Source organism: Sulfitobacter sp. EhC04, assembly GCF_001650875.1.
Lineage (GTDB): Bacteria > Pseudomonadota > Alphaproteobacteria > Rhodobacterales > Rhodobacteraceae > Sulfitobacter.
Map to the genome: position 1 here is coordinate 16,448 of NZ_LXYI01000033.1, position 20,382 is coordinate 36,829.

General features: G+C 62.7%; 14 protein-coding genes. 8 read left to right on the forward strand and 6 right to left on the reverse strand.

Annotated features, from left to right (window positions below; translation table 11 throughout):
* Nucleotides 1-134: 134 nt before the first annotated feature.
* The 3 genes from A8B82_RS14630 to A8B82_RS14640 form a co-directional block, all read right to left on the reverse strand.
* Nucleotides 135-3,575 carry a pyruvate carboxylase gene (locus tag A8B82_RS14630; protein WP_067293848.1) on the reverse strand — a complete coding sequence of 1,147 codons (3,441 nt, stop codon included), beginning with the start codon at nucleotides 3,573-3,575 and terminating at the stop codon, nucleotides 135-137.
* Between the two features lie 128 nt (nucleotides 3,576-3,703).
* A complete protein-coding gene (locus A8B82_RS14635; protein WP_067293851.1) occupies nucleotides 3,704-4,843 on the reverse strand; it encodes an alpha-hydroxy acid oxidase in 1,140 nt (379 codons plus the stop codon).
* Nucleotides 4,844-4,903: 60 nt separating this feature from the next.
* Nucleotides 4,904-5,674, reverse strand: coding sequence for a PAS domain-containing protein (locus tag A8B82_RS14640; protein ID WP_067293853.1), 771 nt, complete (start codon nucleotides 5,672-5,674; stop codon nucleotides 4,904-4,906).
* 207 nt (nucleotides 5,675-5,881) lie between these two features.
* Between A8B82_RS14640 and A8B82_RS14645 the strand changes: the two genes are divergently transcribed.
* Entirely contained in the window at nucleotides 5,882-8,224 is a 2,343-nt protein-coding gene (locus tag A8B82_RS14645) for an ATP-dependent helicase (RefSeq protein WP_067293967.1), read from the forward strand.
* A gap of 444 nt (nucleotides 8,225-8,668) precedes the next feature.
* Here A8B82_RS14645 and A8B82_RS14650 read toward each other — a convergent pair whose 3' ends face one another.
* Nucleotides 8,669-8,881 carry a DUF1127 domain-containing protein gene (locus A8B82_RS14650; protein ID WP_067293856.1) on the reverse strand — a complete coding sequence of 71 codons (213 nt, stop codon included), beginning with the start codon at nucleotides 8,879-8,881 and terminating at the stop codon, nucleotides 8,669-8,671.
* Between the two features lie 493 nt (nucleotides 8,882-9,374).
* Here A8B82_RS14650 and A8B82_RS14655 point away from each other — a divergent pair, with 493 nt between their 5' ends.
* The gene (locus A8B82_RS14655) at nucleotides 9,375-10,448 is read left to right on the forward strand and encodes an Mrp/NBP35 family ATP-binding protein (RefSeq protein ID WP_067293859.1); all 1,074 of its coding nucleotides are present in this window, start codon (nucleotides 9,375-9,377) and stop codon (nucleotides 10,446-10,448) included.
* Between the two features lie 12 nt (nucleotides 10,449-10,460).
* On the opposite strand, the gene A8B82_RS14660 is transcribed toward A8B82_RS14655, so the two are convergent.
* Both A8B82_RS14660 and A8B82_RS14665 read right to left on the reverse strand, forming a co-directional pair.
* Complete coding sequence (locus tag A8B82_RS14660) at nucleotides 10,461-11,252, reverse strand: hypothetical protein (protein ID WP_067293862.1); 792 nt, start codon at nucleotides 11,250-11,252, stop codon at nucleotides 10,461-10,463.
* Between the two features lie 165 nt (nucleotides 11,253-11,417).
* The gene (locus A8B82_RS14665; RefSeq protein ID WP_067293865.1) at nucleotides 11,418-12,833 is read right to left on the reverse strand and encodes a CAP domain-containing protein; all 1,416 of its coding nucleotides are present in this window, start codon (nucleotides 12,831-12,833) and stop codon (nucleotides 11,418-11,420) included.
* A 941-nt stretch (nucleotides 12,834-13,774) separates the two neighbouring features.
* Here A8B82_RS14665 and mraZ point away from each other — a divergent pair.
* From mraZ to A8B82_RS14700, 6 genes are read left to right on the forward strand one after another with little or no spacing between them, the layout of a single operon-like run.
* Nucleotides 13,775-14,266 carry a division/cell wall cluster transcriptional repressor MraZ gene (gene mraZ, locus A8B82_RS14675; protein ID WP_067293870.1) on the forward strand — a complete coding sequence of 164 codons (492 nt, stop codon included), beginning with the start codon at nucleotides 13,775-13,777 and terminating at the stop codon, nucleotides 14,264-14,266.
* 5 nt (nucleotides 14,267-14,271) lie between these two features.
* Nucleotides 14,272-15,261 (forward strand): 16S rRNA (cytosine(1402)-N(4))-methyltransferase RsmH, encoded by a 990-nt coding sequence (gene rsmH / locus A8B82_RS14680; protein WP_067293874.1) that lies wholly within the window; start codon nucleotides 14,272-14,274, stop codon nucleotides 15,259-15,261.
* A 2-nt stretch (nucleotides 15,262-15,263) separates the two neighbouring features.
* On the forward strand, nucleotides 15,264-15,626 hold the full coding sequence (gene ftsL, locus A8B82_RS14685) for a cell division protein FtsL (protein ID WP_067293877.1): 363 nt from the start codon (nucleotides 15,264-15,266) through the stop codon (nucleotides 15,624-15,626).
* Nucleotides 15,623-17,410, forward strand: coding sequence for a peptidoglycan D,D-transpeptidase FtsI family protein (locus tag A8B82_RS14690; protein ID WP_067293880.1), 1,788 nt, complete (start codon nucleotides 15,623-15,625; stop codon nucleotides 17,408-17,410). Before ftsL ends, A8B82_RS14690 begins: the two co-directional genes overlap by 4 nt.
* Nucleotides 17,411-17,441: 31 nt before the next feature.
* Nucleotides 17,442-18,926, forward strand: a complete 1,485-nt coding sequence (locus A8B82_RS14695; RefSeq protein WP_067293882.1) for a UDP-N-acetylmuramoyl-L-alanyl-D-glutamate--2,6-diaminopimelate ligase — start codon at nucleotides 17,442-17,444, stop codon at nucleotides 18,924-18,926.
* A complete protein-coding gene (locus A8B82_RS14700) occupies nucleotides 18,923-20,350 on the forward strand; it encodes a UDP-N-acetylmuramoyl-tripeptide--D-alanyl-D-alanine ligase (protein WP_067293885.1) in 1,428 nt (475 codons plus the stop codon). Before A8B82_RS14695 ends, A8B82_RS14700 begins: the two co-directional genes overlap by 4 nt.
* The last annotated feature ends 32 nt before the right edge of the window (nucleotides 20,351-20,382 follow it).

Here is a 20,382-nt window from a genome sequence, read left to right on the forward strand (position 1 = left end):
CACCTGACGCGTTAGGTGGTAAGGGGCGTATCAAGGTAAACGCGAAACGCTGTAATGATCGCGCCGCAGCGCGGTTCAGGTGTCACCCCCCGATCCAGCGGTTGGACCGGGAGGCCGTTTTTCTCTGTTCTGGGCTATTCCAACTCGACCAGCAGATCCTTGGCGTCGATCTGGGCGCCCGGCTGGACATGAACCGCCTTGACCGTGGCGTCGCGTTCGGCGTGGATGCCGGTTTCCATCTTCATCGCCTCGATGGTCAGCAACAGATCGCCCGCCTTGATCTTCTGGCCCGCGGTTGCTGCAACCGAGGCGACGACACCGGGCATCGGTGCGCCGATGTGGCTGTCGTTGCCAGCCTCGGCCTTGGGCCGCTTGGCAGTTGCGGCGGTGACCTTGCGGTTCGGCACCCGGATCACGCGGGGCTGGCCGTTGAGTTCAAAGAACACCTTCACCTCGCCGTCTTCGGATGTCTCGCTGAGCGCCTGCATGCGGACTTCCAGCGTCTTGCCGGGGTCGATCTCGGCCGAGATTTCCTCCGAAGGTTCCATTCCGTAAAAGAATGTGGCGGTGGGCAGGGTGCGCACCGGCCCGTATTGTTGATGGCGCTCCATATAGTCGGCAAAAACCTTTGGATACATCAGGTAGCCGCAGAGGTCCTCGTCGTCGATCTCGATCCCGTCGAACTTTTCGGACAGCTCCTTGCGGGTGGCCTCAAGGTCCACTGGCGCGAGGTGTTTGCCGGGGCGCTCAAGATTGGGCTTCTCGCCCTTGAGCACCTTTTTCACGATCCCGTCGGGGAAGCCGCCGGGAGGCTGGCCAAGATTGCCGCGCATCATGTCGATCACGGAATCGGGGAAGGACACATCGGTTTCAGGGTCTTCGACCTGCGCGCGGGTCAGACCCTGGCTGACCATCATCAGCGCCATGTCACCCACCACTTTCGACGATGGCGTGACCTTCACGATATCGCCGAACATCTGGTTCACGTCGCGGTAGGTGCGCGCGACCTGCGGCCAGCGGTCATCCAGCCCCATCGACGCCGCCTGCGCCTTGAGGTTGGTGAACTGACCGCCCGGCATCTCGTGCAGATAGACCTCGGAGGAGGGGGCCTGCATGCCGGTCTCGAAGGCACCGTAATGGGCGCGGACCTCTTCCCAATAGTCCGAGATTTCGCGGATCGCGGTCATGTCCAGCCCAGTGTCACGGTCGGTATGTTGCAGGGCGGAGACGACCGACCCCAGTGTGGCCTGCGAGGTATTGCCCGACAGCGCATCCATCGCGCAATCGACGGCGTCCACCCCGGCCTCTGACGCGGCAAGGATGGTGGCGCAGGCGATGCCTGCGGTGTCATGGGTGTGGAAATGAATCGGCAGGCCGACCTCGGTTTTCAGCGCCTGGATCAGCACACGCGCCTGCGCGGGCTTCAGCAGACCGGCCATGTCCTTGAGGCCCAGCACATGCGCGCCTGCGGCTTTCAGGTCCTGACCCATCTTGACGTAGTATTTCAGATCGTATTTCGCGCGGTCCGGATCATAGATGTCGCCGGTATAGCAGATCGTGCCTTCGCAGACCTTGTCGGCCTCGATCACCGCATCCATGGCGACGCGCATGTTTTCCACCCAGTTCAGGCTGTCGAAGACGCGGAAGACATCCACGCCGGAACTGGCGGCGGTTTTCACAAAATGCTGCACCACATTGTCGGGATAGTTGGTGTAGCCCACCCCGTTGGAGGCGCGCAGCAGCATCTGGGTCATCAGGTTGGGCATGCGTTCGCGCAGGTCGCGCAGGCGCTGCCAGGGGCATTCCTGCAAAAACCGGTAGGCCACGTCAAAGGTGGCACCCCCCCAGCATTCCACGCTGAACAGCTGCGGCAGGTTGGCGGCATAGGCGGGGGCGACCTTGATCATGTCATGGCTGCGCATCCGGGTGGCCAGCAGCGACTGGTGCCCGTCGCGCATGGTGGTGTCGGTGATCAGCAGTTGCCGCTGCTGGCTCATCCAGTCCGCGACGGCCTGCGGGCCTTTCTGCTCCAGCAGGTTGCGGGTGCCCATCATCGGCTCTGCCCGGCTGGCAGGCGGCCTGGGGTCACGCAGATGCGATCCGGGGCGGGGGTGGCCCTTGGTCTCGGGATGGCCGTTCACGGTGATATCCGCGATATAGGTCAGCACCTTGGTGCCCCGGTCCCGGCGCGAGGAGAACTGGAACAGCTCCGGCGTCTCGTCGATGAACTTGGTGTGGTAGGTGTTGTTCAGGAATGTCGGGTGCTTCAGCAGGTTCTCGACAAAGGCAATGTTGGTGCTGACACCCCGAATGCGGAATTCGCGCAGGGCGCGGTCCATCCGGGCAATGGCCATCTCCGGCGTGGGTGCCTTGGCGGTGATCTTGGTCAGCAGGCTGTCGTAGTAGCGCGTGATCACCCCGCCCGCATAGGCGGTGCCGCCGTCCAGGCGAATGCCCATGCCGGTGGCAGAGCGATAGGCGGTCAACCGGCCATAGTCGGGGATGAAATTGTTCTGCGGGTCCTCGGTGGTGATCCGGGTCTGCAACGCATGGCCGGTCAGATGCACATCACCCTGGCTGGTCTTGCCGGTGGCCTCGGCAATTGTCTTGCCTTCGGCGATCAGGATCTGCGCGCGCACAATGTCGATGCCGGTGACTTCCTCGGTCACGGTATGTTCGACCTGCACGCGGGGGTTCACCTCGATGAAGTAGAACTTGCCGTCGTCCATATCCATCAGGAATTCGACGGTGCCTGCGCATTCATAGCCCACATGGGCGCAGATCTTGCGGCCCAGCTCGCAGATCTCAGTGCGCTGTTCTTCGGTCAGGTAGGGGGCGGGCGCGCGTTCGACGACCTTCTGGTTGCGGCGCTGGACCGAACAGTCACGTTCATACAGGTGGTAGATCTCGCCATGTTTGTCGCCCAGGATCTGCACCTCGACGTGGCGCGCCTTGAGAATCATCTTCTCCAGGTAACCCTCGCCGTTGCCGAATGCCGCTTCAGCTTCGCGGCGGCCTTCGAGGATCTTCTCTTCCAGTTCCTCTTCCTTGTAGATCGGGCGCATGCCGCGCCCGCCGCCGCCCCAGGAGGCCTTGAGCATGAAGGGATAGCCGATTTCGCGGGCCTCGGCACGGATCGCATCCATGTCGTCGCCCAGCACTTCGGATGCGGGGATCACCGGCACACCGGCCTCGACCGCCACCCGCCGCGCGCTGGCCTTGTCGCCCAGGGCGCGCATTGTCTCGGCGCGCGGGCCGATGAAAGTAATGCCGTTCTGCACACAGGCATCCACCAGATCGGGATTTTCCGACAGCAACCCATAGCCTGGATGGATCGCATCCGCGCCCGATGCCTTGGCCACGCGAATGATCTCGTCGATGCTGAGATAGGCAGCCACCGGTCCCAGACCCTCGCCGATGCGATAGGCCTCGTCCGCCTTGAAACGGTGCAGACCCAGCTTGTCCTCCTCGGCAAAGACGGCGACGGTCTTTTTCCCCATCTCGTTGGCAGCGCGCATGATGCGGATGGCGATCTCGCCCCGGTTCGCAATCAGGATTTTCGAAAAGTCAGGCATGAGTTGTCTTCCTCTGGACGAATTTTCCGACATACTAGGGATGCTGCGGTGCGGCGCAACAGCCAGCAGGTCATGATTGTAACATTTTCGCAAGGTTTGCTGCGGCGTCTTGCGGCGGCATTGCGACCTCAGGACAGCAAAATGGGGTCGGGAAGGGGATCGAGGCTTGCCAGACCCAGTTGTCCCATGTTGGCAATCATGTCTTTTGCCAGCAGGTCGATCAGGTGATCGGCCCCGCGCGGGCCAAGGGCGCCCAGGGCAAAGTGGAAGGCCCGGCCCAGCATGACAAAATCCGCCCCGAGTGCGAGGGCGCGCAGGATGTCGAGCCCGCCTTCGATGCCGCTGTCAAAGATCAGGGGCAGGGTGGTGGCGGCGCGGATGTCCGGCAGCGCCTCGATGCTGGCGGGTGCGCCGTCGAACTGGCGGCCCGCGTGGTTCGAGACCCAGACCGCGTCGATGCCCATCTGCTCCAGCCGGACCGCATCGTCGGGGCGCAGGATGCCCTTGACCACAAAGGGGCCATCCCAGGCCTCGCGCAGCCAGGCGACATAGTCCCAGTCCGGCGCGGTGCGCAGCAGGTAGCCGACATGGGCGGTCGGCGGCAGGTTGGCCGTGGCATCGGTCACGTATTTGTCGAGCCCGCGCATATGCGGCATGCCGCGTTTCGCAATCTGCAAGGCCCAGGCGGGCCGGGTCGCGACCTGCGCCAGCAGACGCGGTGTCAGGCGTGGCGGATTGGTCAGGCCAGAGCGGACCTGCCGTTCGCGCCGCGAGGAGGCGGGGACATCGACCGTCAGGACCAGCGTGCCGAATCCCGAGGCGCGCGCGCGCCTGAGCATGTCGGCGCGGGTCTCCGGATCGCGGGGCGGGTACATCTGGAACCAGCCACGGTTGCCCAGATGCGGGGCCATGTCCTCGGGGCTTTGGGTGGCGACGGTGGAGAGGCAGTAAGGGATGTCATGGCGCGCGGCGGCGCGGGCCAGATGGCCCTCCGCGCCGGGCCAGATCAGCCCCGACAACCCGATCGGCGCAATGCCGAAAGGCAGAGGCAGTGATTGCCCCAGGAATTCAGTGCTCAGATCCGGTGTGACCTCACCATGCAGGACCGATGGCATCATGCCGATCCGGTCCAGCGCCCTGCGGTTGCGGGCCTTGGCGGCCTCGGTGCCGGTGCCGCTGTCGAGGTATTCCCAGACAAAGGGCGGAATGCGCCGTTTCGCGCGGGTGCGCAGATCGGCAATGGCGGGGTATCTGCTGTGAATATCCATGCGCCATTTGTGCCGGGTCGCAGGTCAATGTCCAGATGCCCGGTGTCGACGCGCGGAGCATCAGTTATTGGCAGTGGCCTGTTGTGACGGCAGGACCTCATGATCCGGCATTGTACCGATCAGATCCACCAGCGCGGCGATCGCTGCATCCACCTCATCCGCATTATGGTTGTGCGACGTCGGCGTTTCGATCAGATGGACACGGGCAGGCCCGAGGGCGCGGGCCGCACGGTCATTGATGCGCTTTTCCGCAGCAGCGCGGATTTCATTCAGCTTGTAATCAATGGTCCGGCACAGACCCGCCAGCATCCCTGCCGACCCGGCCAGACGTTTGGAATCGAAATGCCCTCGTTCAACGGCCTCAAGCAGGGCGGAAACCTTGCCCAGTTCACACCCCGAGGCGGCAGCAAGATACCGCATGTCCTGGAAGGCATGTTCGTCATGGTCGTCATGTTCGATCCGCTCAAGCACGATTGCGCTGCCGATGATCCGGTCCGGTTGTCCCGCGATTTCTGCATATTGCAGTGTCGTATCCCAGATCATCGACCCGCGCGGCAGATCCAGAACCTCCCGGTAGCGTTGGGGTGCTTTTTCCGTCAGGCATTTTTCATACTTTTCCCCGACAGCGGCGGCCTGTTTCGGGGGCAGCAGGTCGGTCAGGGGCTTGCCCTGGATGGCGTCCATGGACATGCCGCTTTCGACCTCGTAACGACGGTTCAGGGCAAGGATTTCAAAGGTGTGGGTGTCGCGGTATCGCTGGATGATGAACATCGGTACATTGAACCTGTCGATCTGCCGCCGCAGGTCCCGTACATTTGCGGTTGTGAACATCTCTTCTTCCTTGTTCTTGTTGCCCAACTCCGAACAAACTAAGCGCTATTTGGTTAGAGAACGGTAAACAGTTAAAGCCGTTGAAAATTGATCTAAAACAGATAGTTAGAAGGGCGATTTCAGGGCTCGTTAGGCCGGGTTTACAGGCCGTGAACATAATGAGAACGTGGCTTTTCATCAGGCCAGCGACTCGCTATGTTTCCCGGCATGAGCAGCTTTGATGAAATGGACGCCTTCGAAGGCGCGTCGCTGTCCGCCCGCGCGATGGCCGCGCGGCCGCAGCCTTATCTGGATGGATTGAACCCCGCGCAACGCGCCGCGGTGGAGCAGATGGATGGCCCCGTGCTGATGCTTGCGGGCGCCGGGACCGGCAAGACCAAGGCGCTGACCGCCCGGATCGTGCATCTGATGGTGACGGGCCGCGCGCGCCCCAACGAAGTGCTGGCGGTGACCTTTACCAACAAGGCGGCGCGCGAGATGAAGAACCGCGTTGGCCAGATGCTGGGTCAGCAGGTCGAGGGGATGCCCTGGCTGGGCACCTTTCACGCGATCTGTGTGAAACTTCTGCGCCGCCACGCCGAACTGGTGGGGCTGAAGTCGAATTTTACCATTCTGGACACGGATGATCAGCTGCGTCTGCTCAAGCAATTGGTCGCGGCAGAGAACATCGACGACAAGCGCTGGCCCGCCCGGATGCTGGCCGGCATCATCGACGGCTGGAAGAACCGCGCGCTGACGCCCGAAAAGGTGCCTGCCGCCGATGCGGGGCTTTATAACCATCGCGGCACGGAGATTTACGACCAGTATCAGCGGCGGCTGAAGGAGCTGAACGCCTGCGATTTCGGCGACCTGCTGCTGCATATGGTCACGATCTTTCAAAAGCACCCGGATGTGCTGGACCAGTATCAGCGCTGGTTCAAATATATTCTCGTGGACGAATACCAGGACACCAACGTGGCGCAGTATCTGTGGCTGCGGCTGCTGGCGCAGGGGCATCGCAACATCTGCTGCGTGGGCGATGACGACCAGTCGATCTATGGCTGGCGCGGGGCCGAGGTGGGCAACATCCTGCGGTTCGAGACCGATTTTCCCGGCGCGCATGTGGTCAAGCTGGAACAGAACTACCGGTCTACCCCGCATATCCTTGCTGCGGCCTCCGGCGTGATTGCGGGCAATGAGGGGCGGCTGGGCAAGACCCTGTGGACCGAGGCCGAGGAGGGCGAGAAACTGCGCCTGATCGGACATTGGGACGGCGAGGAAGAGGCCCGCTGGATCGGCGAGGAGATCGAGGCGATGCAGCGCGGCACCCGTGGGATGGACGCCTTGGGGCTTGATTCCATGGCGATCCTGGTGCGCGCCTCGCACCAGATGCGCGCCTTTGAGGATCGGTTCCTGACCATCGGCCTGCCGTACCGCGTTATTGGCGGCCCGCGGTTTTACGAACGGTTGGAGATCCGGGACGCGATGGCCTATTTCCGGGTGGTGACCTCGCCCGATGACGATCTGGCGTTCGAGCGGATCGTGAACACGCCCAAGCGGGGGCTGGGCAATGTGGCGCAGCAGAAGATCCAGACAACAGCGCGCCAACACGGGGTGAACCTGGTCGAGGGCGCGCGCATACTGCTGGCCCATGACGGGATCGGCGGCAAGGGCGCGGCGCAGTTGCGGCAGTTGATCGACGGGATCGACCGCTGGGGCCGCATGGCGGGGGAGGATGGCACCGGCCACGTGGAACTGGCAGAGATTATCCTGGACGAATCCGGCTATACCGGCATGTGGCAGAACGACAAGACACCCGAAGCGCCGGGGCGGCTGGACAACCTCAAGGAACTGGTCAAGGCGCTGGAGCAGTTCGAGAACCTGCAAGGGTTCCTCGAACATGTCAGCCTGATCATGGACAATGAAAGCGACGATGGCGGCGAAAAGGTCAGCATCATGACCCTGCATGCGGCCAAGGGGCTGGAATTTCCCGCTGTCTTTCTGCCGGGTTGGGAAGACGGGCTGTTCCCCTCGCAACGCTCCATGGACGAAAGCGGGATCAAGGGGTTGGAAGAAGAGCGTCGTCTGGCCTATGTCGGCATCACTCGGGCGGAGGAACTGTGCACGATATCCTTTGCCGGAAACCGCATGGTCTTTGGCCAGTGGCAAAGTGCCATGCCTTCGCGGTTCATTGATGAATTGCCCGAGGATCACGTGGAAGTGCTGACACCGCCAGGTCTTTATGGCGGCAGTTTCGGGGCGGCGATGCCCAAAAGCACCCTGCACGAGGCGGCGGCGGAGGCGAATGTCTACAACTCGCCCGGCTGGCGACGTTTGCAGGCGCGCGCGGGCGAGCGCGGGGTCAGCCAGCCGCGCGAACAGCGCAATGTGACCATCGACATGGACGCGGTCAGCAGCTTTGTCATGGGGGAGCGGGTGTTCCACCAGAAATTCGGCTATGGGGCGATCATCGGCATCGAAGGTGACAAGCTGGAAGTGGAATTCGAAAAGGCCGGTGTGAAAAAGGTTGTTTCGCGATTCCTGTCCGGCTGCGATGACGTGCCGTTCTGAGGGCAGGCATCTGACGCAGGCCTGATCCAAAGGTGCGGCTGCGCCGCATTACATGAATGATTTGCGCTGCGGGCCCACCATCCCAGAGGGTCTGGCGCCGCCCTTGATCGAGCCCCGTCCTGGCACCCGTCGTTCGGCCCCACAAGCAAAATAGCCGTATCCCCTTCGGGGGCCCTCGGCGATTTGGCTGGTGTGTCCGCCCGCCGCGCGCCCTGCCTGTGCTCAAGCAAGGGCGGCGCCAGACCAGAGATGTTGGGGGGAGGGGATAAAGAAACAGCGGTGCCGTGGGAGGACGGCACCGCTGCTCTTTGTCGGCCCGAAGCGTCAAGGGAGGATCGGCTTCGGGTCTTGTCGGGGCGCTGCTGCATCAGGGAGGAGGAAGGTGCAGCGGCCCCGGTTACCAGTCGTCCTTCAGGGAGGAGGAGGACGACCGATTCTGCTGTCTCAGCCGCGGGCGGATTCCATCGCAATGCGCTTGATGTCGCTGCGGCTCAGGCCGAGGTCGGCCAGGTCGCGGTTGCTCAATGCGCTGAGGCCGTCAAAGGTTTCGCGGTACATGCGGTACTGCTTGTAGCGGGTTGCCATCGCATCAAAGGCGGAGCCGACGCGGCTGAGCAAGGAAGATGTAGGTGCGGTTGTAAGTGTCGAATATGCCATTTTGGCGCCTCTTGTTTTCATATCATCGTCGTTTCGGATGAGAGGCATATACGCCTGAAAAAATCCTGAACAACGTCCATCGCTGCATTGCCGTTATGCGGGGCGCGCATGGGCCGCACAGCGACAAGCCATTGTTCTGAATGCGCAAACGCAGCCCTGTGGATGGCGCATGCTCTGACGTAAGGGGGAGGGGAAAGAAAAAGGGCGGCGACATCAGGGAGGAGGAGGATGTCGCCGCCAATCGCAGACGGTGTCGGGAGGAGGATGACCCCGTCTGGTCTTTCTGTCGAAGGGCGTTGCCGCTCTTCACATACACAATGTCGCCTTAATGCTGCGGTTGCACAATGGTTAGTTTTGCAATGCTGCCATGCAGCAAAAACATGGTTTTGCGGTACGTTTGGAAGGCGGTGTGCTGAAGACTTGTGCATATGCCTTCCTGCCCTTGTGATTTTTGCAGAAACTGCCATGTGAGGGGGAACCACAGGAGGTTACCATGCCGATCAACAAGACCGATGTCGAAACCGCGCTTTCCCGTGTGAGCCTGCCTGATGGCAAGAGCCTGATGGAGCATGATCTGGTTCGGGCCTTGCGGATCGACGAGGATGTTGTGCGCTTTGTCATCGAGGCACCAAATGCCGAGGTGGCGCAGGTCATGGGGCCCTTGCGCGATGCGGCGGAAAAGGTTGTCGGCGAACTGCCCGGTGTGCGCAGCGTTTCGGTGGCCTTGACGGCGCATGGACCGGCCAAGAAACCGCAGGCCGCGCCCAGCCTGAAGATCGGCGGCCATCCCAAACCGCAGGAGGGGCCGGTCAAACCTGCAGGGGTAGACCGGATTCTTGCCATTGCCTCTGGCAAGGGCGGGGTGGGCAAATCAACCGTCAGCTCCAACCTCGCCGTGGCCCTGGCCCGTCAGGGCCGCCGGGTGGGGCTGCTGGATGCGGATATCTACGGACCCAGCCAGCCGCGCATGATGGGGGTGAACAGACGCCCCGCCAGCCCGGACGGCAAGACGATCATCCCGTTGCAGGCGCATGGGGTCACGATGATGTCCATCGGCTTCATGATGGAAGAGGGCAAGGCGGTGGTCTGGCGCGGGCCGATGTTGATGGGTGCCTTGCAGCAGATGCTGGGGCAGGTGCAATGGGGCGAGTTGGACGTGTTACTGGTCGATCTGCCGCCGGGTACGGGGGATGTGCAGTTGACACTCTGTACCAAGTCCGAACTGACCGGGGCGATTGTAGTCAGCACGCCGCAGGACGTGGCGCTGATTGACGCGCGCAAGGCGATCGACATGTTTGCGACGCTCAAGACCCCGGTGTTGGGGCTGATCGAGAACATGTCGATGTTTGTCTGCCCCGATTGCGGGGCCGAGCACGAGATATTCGGGCATGGCGGTGTTGCGGCGGAGGCCGAGAAGATGGGTGTGCCGCTGCTCGGGGCCTTGCCGATTGATCTGGAGACCCGTCTGGCGGGGGATGCAGGCACGCCGGTGGCGGCGGGTGACGGCCCGATCGCGCAGGCCTATGCGCGGATTGCGGAGGGGTTGGTCAAGGGCGGCATGGCCTGAGCCGCGACCAGCTCAGCCGAGGGGGCGCTTTTCCACCAGATGACCGTAAAGCGTTGTCAGGACCGAGACAAAGATGATCCCTTCGACCAGGAAGACGCAGGTCTCCAGCAGCAGGCCAGCGGGGCCGGATCCCGGAAACAGCAACGACATGATCACCGATGTCGCTACGCTGATCAGGGACAGCAGTGCCGCAACCGACAGGATCGCGCCGGACATCGGGGCGGACACCATCCAGCTTTGCAGCAGCCCCATGCGCTGGCCCATCGCGGCGGCAGGCAGTGCGATGCTGAAGCGCAGGGCAACCCAGACAAAGGCGATGCCTGCGAGAATCCCGAAGATCACCGACGGGCCGGTCTGGCCCGGTGTGGTCTGCCAGCCGGTGATCCCGGCCAGCACGGTGATCGCCGTCAGGATCGGCACAGCCGCCAGCATCTGGACAAGGGCAACGGTGAAGGCCCGCCAGATGTAATATGCGATGACGCTCCAGCTCGGGGCCAGGTCGCTGACCCGTTCGGGGCCATTCAGCAGGACGTGGCGGTGCCAGTGGATCGCCATCAGGGCATAGCCCAGCAGCCCTGTCAGCCCCAGTACCAGCATCAGCAAAACGTCGGAGGGGGGGATTTGCAGGATCGCATTGGCGTTGTTGCTGGTGACGGCGGCAATCACATCCGATACCAGCACCGAAGCGGCCACCGTGCTGAACACGACCATGGCCAGACCCGGCAGGATCACCCGCAGGGTGGTGCCCGGTTCGTGGATCAACATGCGTATGGCATGGGCGATGATGGCTAATCCGACGGTCAAAAACCTGCTCCTGAATATACTGTTGACCTTTTGGCCAATGTGCCCCGCAGGTGCAAGCGCGAGCGGCCAGATTGTTGGGCGTCAGGTCGGACAGGTGGCTGGAAATGTCGAAAAGGCGCAGTTTCCTGCACCTTTCTGACCATCAGATAGAATGAGCCAGGCAGGTCAGAAGATGAAATCGGTCCCGTCGAGATCGTTCAGGTTGACGCCGAGCAGAAAGATAGAACTGTTGTCACCTGCGTCGATCAGAACACTGCGGCCGATCTGCTGGACGTGATGCGTGATCAGATCGTTGAAATCGGTGATCGCCTGTGCCCCGCTGAGGTCGATCCGCTCAAACGGGTTGGTGGCATCGAAGTCATTGATGGTGTCGTTTCCGAAACCGCCCGCCATATCCGCAAAGACAAAGGTGTCGGCGTTAAAGAGGCCGACCAGCACGTCATTGCCTGCGCCCCCGATCAGCCGGTCAAAGCCCGCACCACCTCTCATTGCGTCATTGCCGTTGCCACCCTCGATCAGGTCATCGCCCTGGCCGCCAAAGAAGCGGTCATTGCCGTCCTGGCCGCGCAGGGTGTCATTGCCCATCTGCCCGAACAGGGCATCGCTGCCGTCGCCAGCTTCGAGCACGTCATTGCCGGTCCCGCCGAACAGCCGGTCGAAACCGGCCCCGCCCAGCAGCAGGTCGTCACCGCCGTCGCCATATAGGTTATCGGCCTGCGCCCCGCCGTCGATGGTGTCATTGCCATCGCCACCGCGCAGCAGGTCAAAGCCCGCGTCGCCAAAGATGCGGTCATCGCCTTCGTCACCGGCGATGCTGTCTTCTTGTGCGCCGCCGCGCAGCAGGTCGTTTCCGGTGCCGCCCAGAATGGCATCATTGCCGAAATCGCCCAGGATGGTGTCGGCCCCGGCATTGCCGTGCAGATTGTCCGCACCGGTGCCGCCGCGAATGAGGTCCGCGCCGTCGCCCGCGCGGATGCTGTCATTGCCGTCGCCCCCGTCGATGGTGTCGCGACCGCTGCCGGTGCTGATCAGATCATTGCCCGCACCGCCGGTGATATAGTCCTCTCCAAAGGAGGTTTCGATTACGTCGGCGCTGGCATCGCCCATGATCTGTTGGTCCAGGGCACCCTGGGTCGCGCCGAAGTTCTGGGTGACGAGAATGGAATCGTGAAAGGTTCCGGTGCCATAGCTCATCGGGCCAAGGCCAATGCCAATGCCGATATGAGTATAGCCGGCATTCAGGATGTTCGCCCGGTGAGAAGGGGAGTTCATCAACCCCTCATGCAAATCGCGTATGTCATCCCACAGGCCTGCGGGGCCGCGTACCGTCTGCACCGCAAGGTTCTCGCCCGTCCGCCAGGTGCCGGAGATGTCAAAACCTGCCGCGCGGATGCGATCGTGCGAGGTGCTGTCTTCAACGCCGGTATGGCTGAAGGTGTCGGTCTGAATCATCCAGTCGGTGTGATCGTCGGCAGATTGGTTCAAATTCATCTCAAGGGTCAGCGCCCCCAGGCCGTGTTCGGCGCGGACCTCGTTGATCAGCGTCACCATGTAAGCTTCGATATCAGAAGCGATACTCATACATCATTCCTTTGGTCGAGAGCGCCCGGCGGGAGACGCTTTAGTTATCGGGTCGAAAGACTAAAAACTGTTTGACGTCATGAATGCGGTCGTGGTTCGCCCGGTTTCAGGTTTTTTCTGGGCTTTTCTGGTGCTCAAAAAGTCGCAACCCCGGTTTGATGCGGCCATGAAACACCACAATTTCCGTCCCGTCCGGCATGATCCGGGCGGATTTGGCGTCGTTGCTTTGGGCAATCATGGGACTGGCATGCCAATTGGGGCGGGGTTCTGGGAAATCGGGGGAATAGAGGCTGTCCCGGCCCTGTGATTCGGCCAGAACCCGCCGAATTCGAATCAAATTTATGGGAATGGGGTTGAAAAACCTTGAATTCCGCATTCCTTTTATGGAACAGGAGTGGAACATGTCCTGTGGATAAATCTGCGGATGAATTTTTCTGGGAATTCATGGGAAGTTTTTCCACACTGAAAATCCACACCATATATTGTGCTCTTTGCCGACACCTATACTGAATAAGCGGAAAATTGTCGTAATTCTGCTACCAGATTTAGATTTTCTGCTATGTGCAAAACTAAATATCGTGAGTTCACGGTGAAAAAAATGTAGACGCCCACGATTTCCCATGGCATCCCTAGTGCATCGGATGAGAACGGGACACGGGGCACCAAACGACCCCAAATAAAAATAAAACCTAGCAGGTTTCATACAGGCACCTCGCTTTCATCAGACCAAAGAGATCCGGCGCGCGGGCGAGCAGACATCCCCCCAGGTGGCGCGCGCAGTCGGACTTCCCCGCCAAGCTGCGGGACGAGGGCGGCGGGTTGATCAGTGGCAGCAGATCAACCCGCCGTTTCCATGTCCGGAGATCACTTCGGACCAGGGACAGGAATTTCGCGGGGGCGCGACAAGAAGATAAGCGCAAGGCGCGCAGGCAGGAAATCAAGTGGGCCGCAGGTTCAGAGGCGAAAGCCAGCACAAGGTCGATAGCAAGGGGCGGGTTTCCATACCGGCCTCTTTTCGTCGTGTGCTGGAAGCCGGTGACCCGAACTGGAAATCAGGCGAGACCCCCGAGCTTGTGATCGTTTACGGCGATGCCAAGCGGAACTACCTTGAATGCTATACGATGGAGGCCATCGACGAGGTGGACGCAAAGATCGACGCGCTGCCGCGCGGATCGGTCGGGCGCAAGGCGCTGCAACGCCTGTTCCATGGTCAATCCTTTCCCACCACGGTGGACGAAACCGGCCGCCTGGTGCTGCCCGCCAAGCTGCGCAAGAAGATCGACCTCGACGCGGAGGCGTTCTTTTTCGCCACCGGCGATACCTTCCAGATCTGGAAGCCCGAAACCTACGAAGCCGAAGAAGAATCATGGGCCACAGACTTGCCCGATGATTTCGATCCGATGGCCTTCCTGGACGGCGATCGGGAGGCCTGAACCTGATGGCTGCTGCGGCCTCCCCTCACCAGACTGCCCCCCACACTCCCGTTCTGCTGCGCCCCTTGCTGGATGCTGTTGCACCCGTTTCAGGGGTTTGGCTGGACGGCACCTTCGGGGCGGGCGGCTATACCCGCGGCCTGATAGAGGCGGGAGCCGCACGTGTCATCGCGGTGGACCGCGACCCGCTGGCCTTCGAGATGGCGGCAGGCTGGGCCGATGCCTATGGCGACCGGATCACCATCCAGCAGGGTGTGTTTTCCAGGATGGACGAATATGCGCAGGACCTTGACGGGATCGTGCTCGACCTCGGGGTGTCCTCGATGCAGCTGGACCTGGCCGAGCGCGGCTTTTCCTTCATGCGCGACGGGCCGCTGGACATGCGCATGTCGCAGGACGGTCCTTCGGCTGCTGATCTGGTCAACGAGGGCGACGAAGAACTGATCGCCAATATCCTGTTCCAATACGGCGAGGAACGCGCGAGCCGCCGCATCGCCAAGGCGATTGCGCGCGCCCGTGCCGAGGCGCCGATCACTACCACGCTGCAACTTGCGGGGCTGATCGAAGGCTGCCTGCCGCGCGCCAAACCGGGGCAATCGCACCCTGCGACGCGCAGCTTTCAGGCCATCCGCATTGCGGTCAATGATGAATATGGCGAGCTTTTCCAGGGACTTATGGCGGCTGAGCGCGCCTTGCGGCCCGGCGGCCAACTGGCGGTCGTGACCTTTCATTCGGTCGAGGACCGGATGGTCAAACGGTTCCTGACGGCCCGGTCGGGCGGGGGCGGCAATGCCAACCGCTTTGCCCCCGAGGTTGACCGCCCGGACCCTCAGTTCCGGGTGGAAAAGCGCAAGGCGATCGGGCCGGACGCGCAGGAATTGTCGGAAAACCCGCGCAGCCGATCGGCAAAGCTGCGCGTGGCGATCAGAACGGATGCACCCAGCGGTGCGGTTGATGCGAAATCCATCGGGATGCCGATGGTCAAGGGGCAGTAACGATGCGAGCAGTTCTATACGTTCTTACGTCGATGGCGGTGATTGGGCTGGCCTTCTGGGCCTACCGCGAGAATTACGCGACCCAGCAGGCGCTGAGCGAGGCAGACAAGCTGCACGCCAACATCCGCGGGTCTTATGCGCGCCTTGCGGTGCTCAAGGCTGAATGGGCCTATCAGAACCGCCCCGAACGGCTGCGCGACCTTGCCGTGCTCAACTTTGACCGGCTGGGGCTCTTGCCGCTGCAACCCGACCAGTTCGGCGCGGTGGACCAAGTGGCCTATCCACCCGCACCGCTGCTGCCGATCACCGACCCGGTCGATGTCTCGACCATGAATGCGCCCGACAGCCAGGAGGACCCGCTATGATCCGCACACCGCTGCGCCCGCTGGCGCGTATCCTCGATGCCCGCCAAAGGGGCGAGAACCCCGACGCGATCGAACGCGAGAACAAGCGCATCCGCCACGAACAGATGCGCGACCGGTCGCGTCAGCGCGCCGAAGGGCGGCTTTTGGTGCTGGGCGTGTTCTTTTTCTGCGCCTTTTCCGTGGTGGGGGCGCGCATGGGGCTGCTGGCCACCTCCGAAGCGGTGGAGCCGCGTGCCCATGCGCCCGGTGCCGTGATTTCGGCCTCGCGCGCCGATATCGTGGACCGCAACGGCAATATCCTGGCCACCAATTTCGAGACCCACGCGCTTTATGCCCAGCCGCGTCATATGGTGGACCCGGCGGCGGCTGCCAAAAAGCTGGTCAGCGTATTCCCTGACCTGGACGAAGAACGTCTGCTCAAGGATTTCACCGGCAAGCGCAAGTTCTTGTGGATCAAGAAGAAAATCAGCCCCGAGCAGATGCAGGCGGTGCATGACATCGGCGATCCCGGACTGCTGTTCGCACCGCGCGACATGCGTCTTTACCCAAATGGCAGGCTGGCGGCCCATGTGATGGGCGGCGCGAGTTTCGGCAAGGAAGGCGTGCATGCCGCCGAGGTCATCGGCGTCGCCGGGGTCGAGAAATACTTTGACGACTACCTGCGCGACCCCGCCAACGGCAACAAGCCGCTGCAACTGTCGCTGGACCTGACCGTACAGGCGGCAGCCGAACAGGTGCTTTGGGGCGGCATGAAACTGCTGAACGCCAAGGGGGCCACATCGGTTCTGATGGATGTGAAAACCGGCGAAGTGATCAGCGTGGTCTCGCTGCCAAGCTTTGACCCCAACGACCGTCCGCGCCCTGCGACAAAGGGCGATGCCTCGGACAGCCCGCTGTTCAACCGGTCGGTGCAGGGGGTTTACGAACTGGGGTCGGCTTTCAAGATTTTTGCGGCAACGCAGGCGATCGAACTGGGTCTGGTCAATGCGGATACCGTGATCGACACCAGCGGGCCCTTCAAGGTCGGTGGTTTCAAGATCGGTGAGTTCCATGGCAAGAACTATGGCAAGCTGAGCGTGGCGGACATCATCGTCAACTCGTCGAACCGGGGCACCGGGCGGATTGCCTTGCAGATCGGGGCCACAAGACAGCAGGAATTTCTCAAGAAACTCGGTTTCTTCGAGGCGACGCCGTTTGAGATTGTCGAGGCCGCAGGCGGCAAGCCGCTGTTGCCGAAACGCTGGACGGAACTGTCCTCGGTGACGATTTCCTATGGCCATGGCCTGTCCAGCAGTCCGATGCATCTGGCGGCGGGCTATGCGGTGCTGGCCAATGGCGGGTTTCAGGTCAAACCCACGCTGATCAAGCAGGAAGGCCGGCAACTCGGGCCGCGCCTGATCTCGGCCAATGCCTCTGCCGACGCGCGCCGGATGTTGCGCAAGGTGGTCACCGACGGCACGGCAAGCTTTGCCGAAGTGCCGGGCTACCAGATCGCCGGCAAGACCGGCTCGGCGGACAAGCCCAAACCCACGGGCGGGTATTACAAGGACAAGGTCATCGCCACCTTTGCCTCCTTCTTCCCGGCGCATGATCCCAAATATGTGCTGGTGGTCACCCTGGACGAAGCGGTGGAAACCTCCGGCTCGAAACCGCGCCGTACTGCGGGCTGGACCGCCGTGCCGGTTGCCGCAGAGATGATCCGCCGGATCGCGCCGCTGCTGGGTCTGCGACCCACTGTTGAACCGCTGGAGGAGGCTGTGGTAACGCTTGCGGGCAACAACTAAGCGTCACGAACCAAGCCGCAAAGGCGCAGCCATGAGCAGCCCCCGAAAAACACCTCTGAATTCCCTTGGCCTGATGGCGGCCAATGGGGCGAATCCAACAATCGAGGACCTGCAGGTGGACAGCCGCAAGGCTGGGCCGGGGTGCCTCTTTGCGGCGATGCCCGGCACCCAGGTCCATGGCGCGCGGTTCATCGGCAAGGCGCTGGAGGACGGTGCGGTGGCGATCCTGACTGACCCCGAGGGGGCCGCGATTGCAAGGGATGCGATACGCGCCGCCGGGGCCGCGCTGGTGGTGTCTGACGCCCCCCGCGAGGCGCTGGCGCGCACGGCGGCCCTGTGGTTCGGCGGTCAGCCCAAAACCATGACGGCGGTGACCGGGACCAATGGCAAGACCTCCGTGTCGACCTTTGTGCGTCAGATCTGGATCGAGATGGGCTTTGCCGCCGTGAACCTTGGCACCACCGGTGTCGAGGGGGCCTGGACCGCGCCGCTGGCCCATACCACGCCAGAGCCGATCACCCTGCACCGCACCCTGCGCGCAGCGGCGGACAACGGCATCACCCATGCGGCGATGGAGGCCTCAAGCCACGGGCTTGACCAGCGGCGGCTGGACGGCGTGACCCTGCGCGCTGCGGGGTTCACCAACTTCACCCAGGACCATCTGGATTATCACGAGACTTTCGAGGCCTATTTCGACGCCAAGGCGGGGCTGTTCGCCCGCGTGCTGGCAGAGGATGGCACGGCGGTGATCAACACCGATGATCCCAGGGGCGTGGACATGGTCGCCATCGCCCGCGCGCGCGGATGCGAAGTGCTGACCGTGGGCCGCGACGGGGGCGACCTGCACCTGACCACTCAGCGTTATGACGCGACCGGGCAGGACCTGCGCTTTGAATGGCAAGGCAAGCCGGTGCAAAAGCGGCTGGAGCTGATCGGCGGTTTTCAGGCCGACAATGTGCTGCTGGCCGCCGGTCTGGTGATCGCCTGTGGCGGGCAACCACAAGAGGTCTTCGATACATTGCCGCATCTGACCACGGTACGGGGCCGCATGCAGCTGGCCGCGACCCGTGGCAACGGGGCGGCGGTCTTTGTCGACTATGCCCATACGCCCGATGCCGTGGCCACCGCGCTGGCCGCGATGCGCCCGCATGTGATGGGCCGTCTGATTGCCATCGTGGGCGCGGGTGGCGACCGCGACCGCGCCAAACGGCCCCTGATGGGGGCCGCCGCGATGACCCATGCCGACACGGTGATTGTGACCGACGACAATCCGCGCTCAGAAGATCCCGCAAGCATCCGCGCGGCGGTGCTGGAGGGCGCGCCGGATGCGATGGAGGTCGGCGACCGCGCCGAGGCGATCCTGCGGGGCATCGACCTGTTGGGGCCGGGCGACGCGCTGCTGATTGCGGGCAAGGGGCATGAGACCGGGCAGATCGTGGGGCAGGATGTGCTGCCCTTTGACGATGTGGAACAGGCAAGCGTGGCCGTGGCGGCGCTGGACGGGAGGCTTGCATGACACTCTGGACAGCAGCAGAGGCCGCAGCGGCCACAGCTGGGCGCGCGGTGGGGGACTGGACCTGTGACGGCGTGTCCATCGACACGCGCACGATTGAAAAGGGCGACCTCTTTGTCGCGCTGAAGGATGTCCGCGACGGCCATGACTTTGTGGCGCAGGCGCTGGCGGGTGGCGCGGGTGCCGCCCTGGTATCGCGTATTCCCGAGGGTGTGGCCGGGGATGCGCCCTTGCTGATCGTCGATGACGTGCTGGCGGGTCTTGAAAAACTGGGGCAGGCGGCGCGTGCGCGCACCCAGGCCAGGGTGGTTGCGGTGACCGGCAGCGTCGGCAAGACATCGACCAAGGAAATGCTGCTGGCGATGTTGGGCGGCCAGGGGCGCACCCATGCCAGCGTGGCCAGCTACAACAACCACTGGGGCGTGCCGCTGACGCTGGCGCGGATGCCCGCCGACACCGAATTCGCCATCATCGAGATCGGCATGAACCACCCCGGAGAGATCGCCCCGCTAGCGCGGATGACGCAGGCGGATGTGGCGCTGGTCACCACGGTTGCCGCCGCACATCTGGAAGCCTTCGATGACCTGGCCGGAATCGCGGTAGAAAAGGCCGCGATCTTTGAAGGGGTCAAGCCCGGCGGATGGGCCGTGATCAACGCCGATGTCGAACATGCGGCAATTCTGATGGCCAAGGCGGTGGACTGCCGGTTGCGCGAACTGGAATTCGGCGCGCACGGCCATCATTTCAAACTGCTGGACGTGCATGTAAAGGCCGATACCACCGTGGTGCAGGCCAGCCATGACGATGTGCCGATCCTGTTCAAGATCGCGACACCGGGGCGCCATTTCGCGATGAACGGCCTCGGCGCGCTGGCGGTGTGCCATGCGCTGGGGGTCGATATGGCGCTGGCGGCGCAGTCGCTGGGCCGCTGGCAGCCCTACAAGGGACGCGGGGTGCGCGAGGTGATCGTGCTCGACCCTGTTGAAACCCATCTGACGCTGGCCCTGATCGACGACAGCTATAATGCCAACCCAACCTCGATGGCCGCCGCACTTGAAGTGCTGGCGGCCTCCGAAGTGACCCATGACATTGGCCGGGTAAGCAAGGGACGGCGGATCGCCTTTCTGGGGGACATGAAGGAACTGGGTCCCGATTCCGTCGCGCTGCATGCCGGGCTTGCGCATCTGCCTGCGACACAGGCGCTGGATGTGGTGCATTGCATCGGCCCGCTGATGGGGTCGCTGCATGAAATCCTGCCCGAGCATCAGCGGGGCATCCGGGCAGAGACCTCTGCCGAGGTCCTGCCGGACCTGCGCGGGTTGCTCGATTCCGGTGATGTGGTGCTGGCCAAGGGATCGCTTTCGATGAAACTGGGGGCGATTGTTGACGCCATCCGCAAAATGGGCCATCCGGTTGAAACCCTGTAAATTGGGCCACTGTGACAAGCTCCAATGTGACA

Coding starts and splice junctions, on each gene's coding strand:
- A8B82_RS14635 (WP_067293851.1), bottom strand. CDS start 4,843: ATGGATATTCACAGCAGATACCCCGCCATTGCCGATCTGCGCACCCGC.
- A8B82_RS14645 (WP_067293967.1), top strand. CDS start 5,882: ATGAGCAGCTTTGATGAAATGGACGCCTTCGAAGGCGCGTCGCTGTCC.
- A8B82_RS14650 (WP_067293856.1), bottom strand. CDS start 8,881: ATGGCATATTCGACACTTACAACCGCACCTACATCTTCCTTGCTCAGC.
- A8B82_RS14665 (WP_067293865.1), bottom strand. CDS start 12,833: ATGAGTATCGCTTCTGATATCGAAGCTTACATGGTGACGCTGATCAAC.
- A8B82_RS14655 (WP_067293859.1), top strand. CDS start 9,375: ATGCCGATCAACAAGACCGATGTCGAAACCGCGCTTTCCCGTGTGAGC.
- rsmH (WP_067293874.1), top strand. CDS start 14,272: ATGGCTGCTGCGGCCTCCCCTCACCAGACTGCCCCCCACACTCCCGTT.
- ftsL (WP_067293877.1), top strand. CDS start 15,264: ATGCGAGCAGTTCTATACGTTCTTACGTCGATGGCGGTGATTGGGCTG.
- A8B82_RS14695 (WP_067293882.1), top strand. CDS start 17,442: ATGAGCAGCCCCCGAAAAACACCTCTGAATTCCCTTGGCCTGATGGCG.
- A8B82_RS14630 (WP_067293848.1), bottom strand. CDS start 3,575: ATGCCTGACTTTTCGAAAATCCTGATTGCGAACCGGGGCGAGATCGCC.
- A8B82_RS14700 (WP_067293885.1), top strand. CDS start 18,923: ATGACACTCTGGACAGCAGCAGAGGCCGCAGCGGCCACAGCTGGGCGC.
- A8B82_RS14690 (WP_067293880.1), top strand. CDS start 15,623: ATGATCCGCACACCGCTGCGCCCGCTGGCGCGTATCCTCGATGCCCGC.
- A8B82_RS14640 (WP_067293853.1), bottom strand. CDS start 5,674: ATGTTCACAACCGCAAATGTACGGGACCTGCGGCGGCAGATCGACAGG.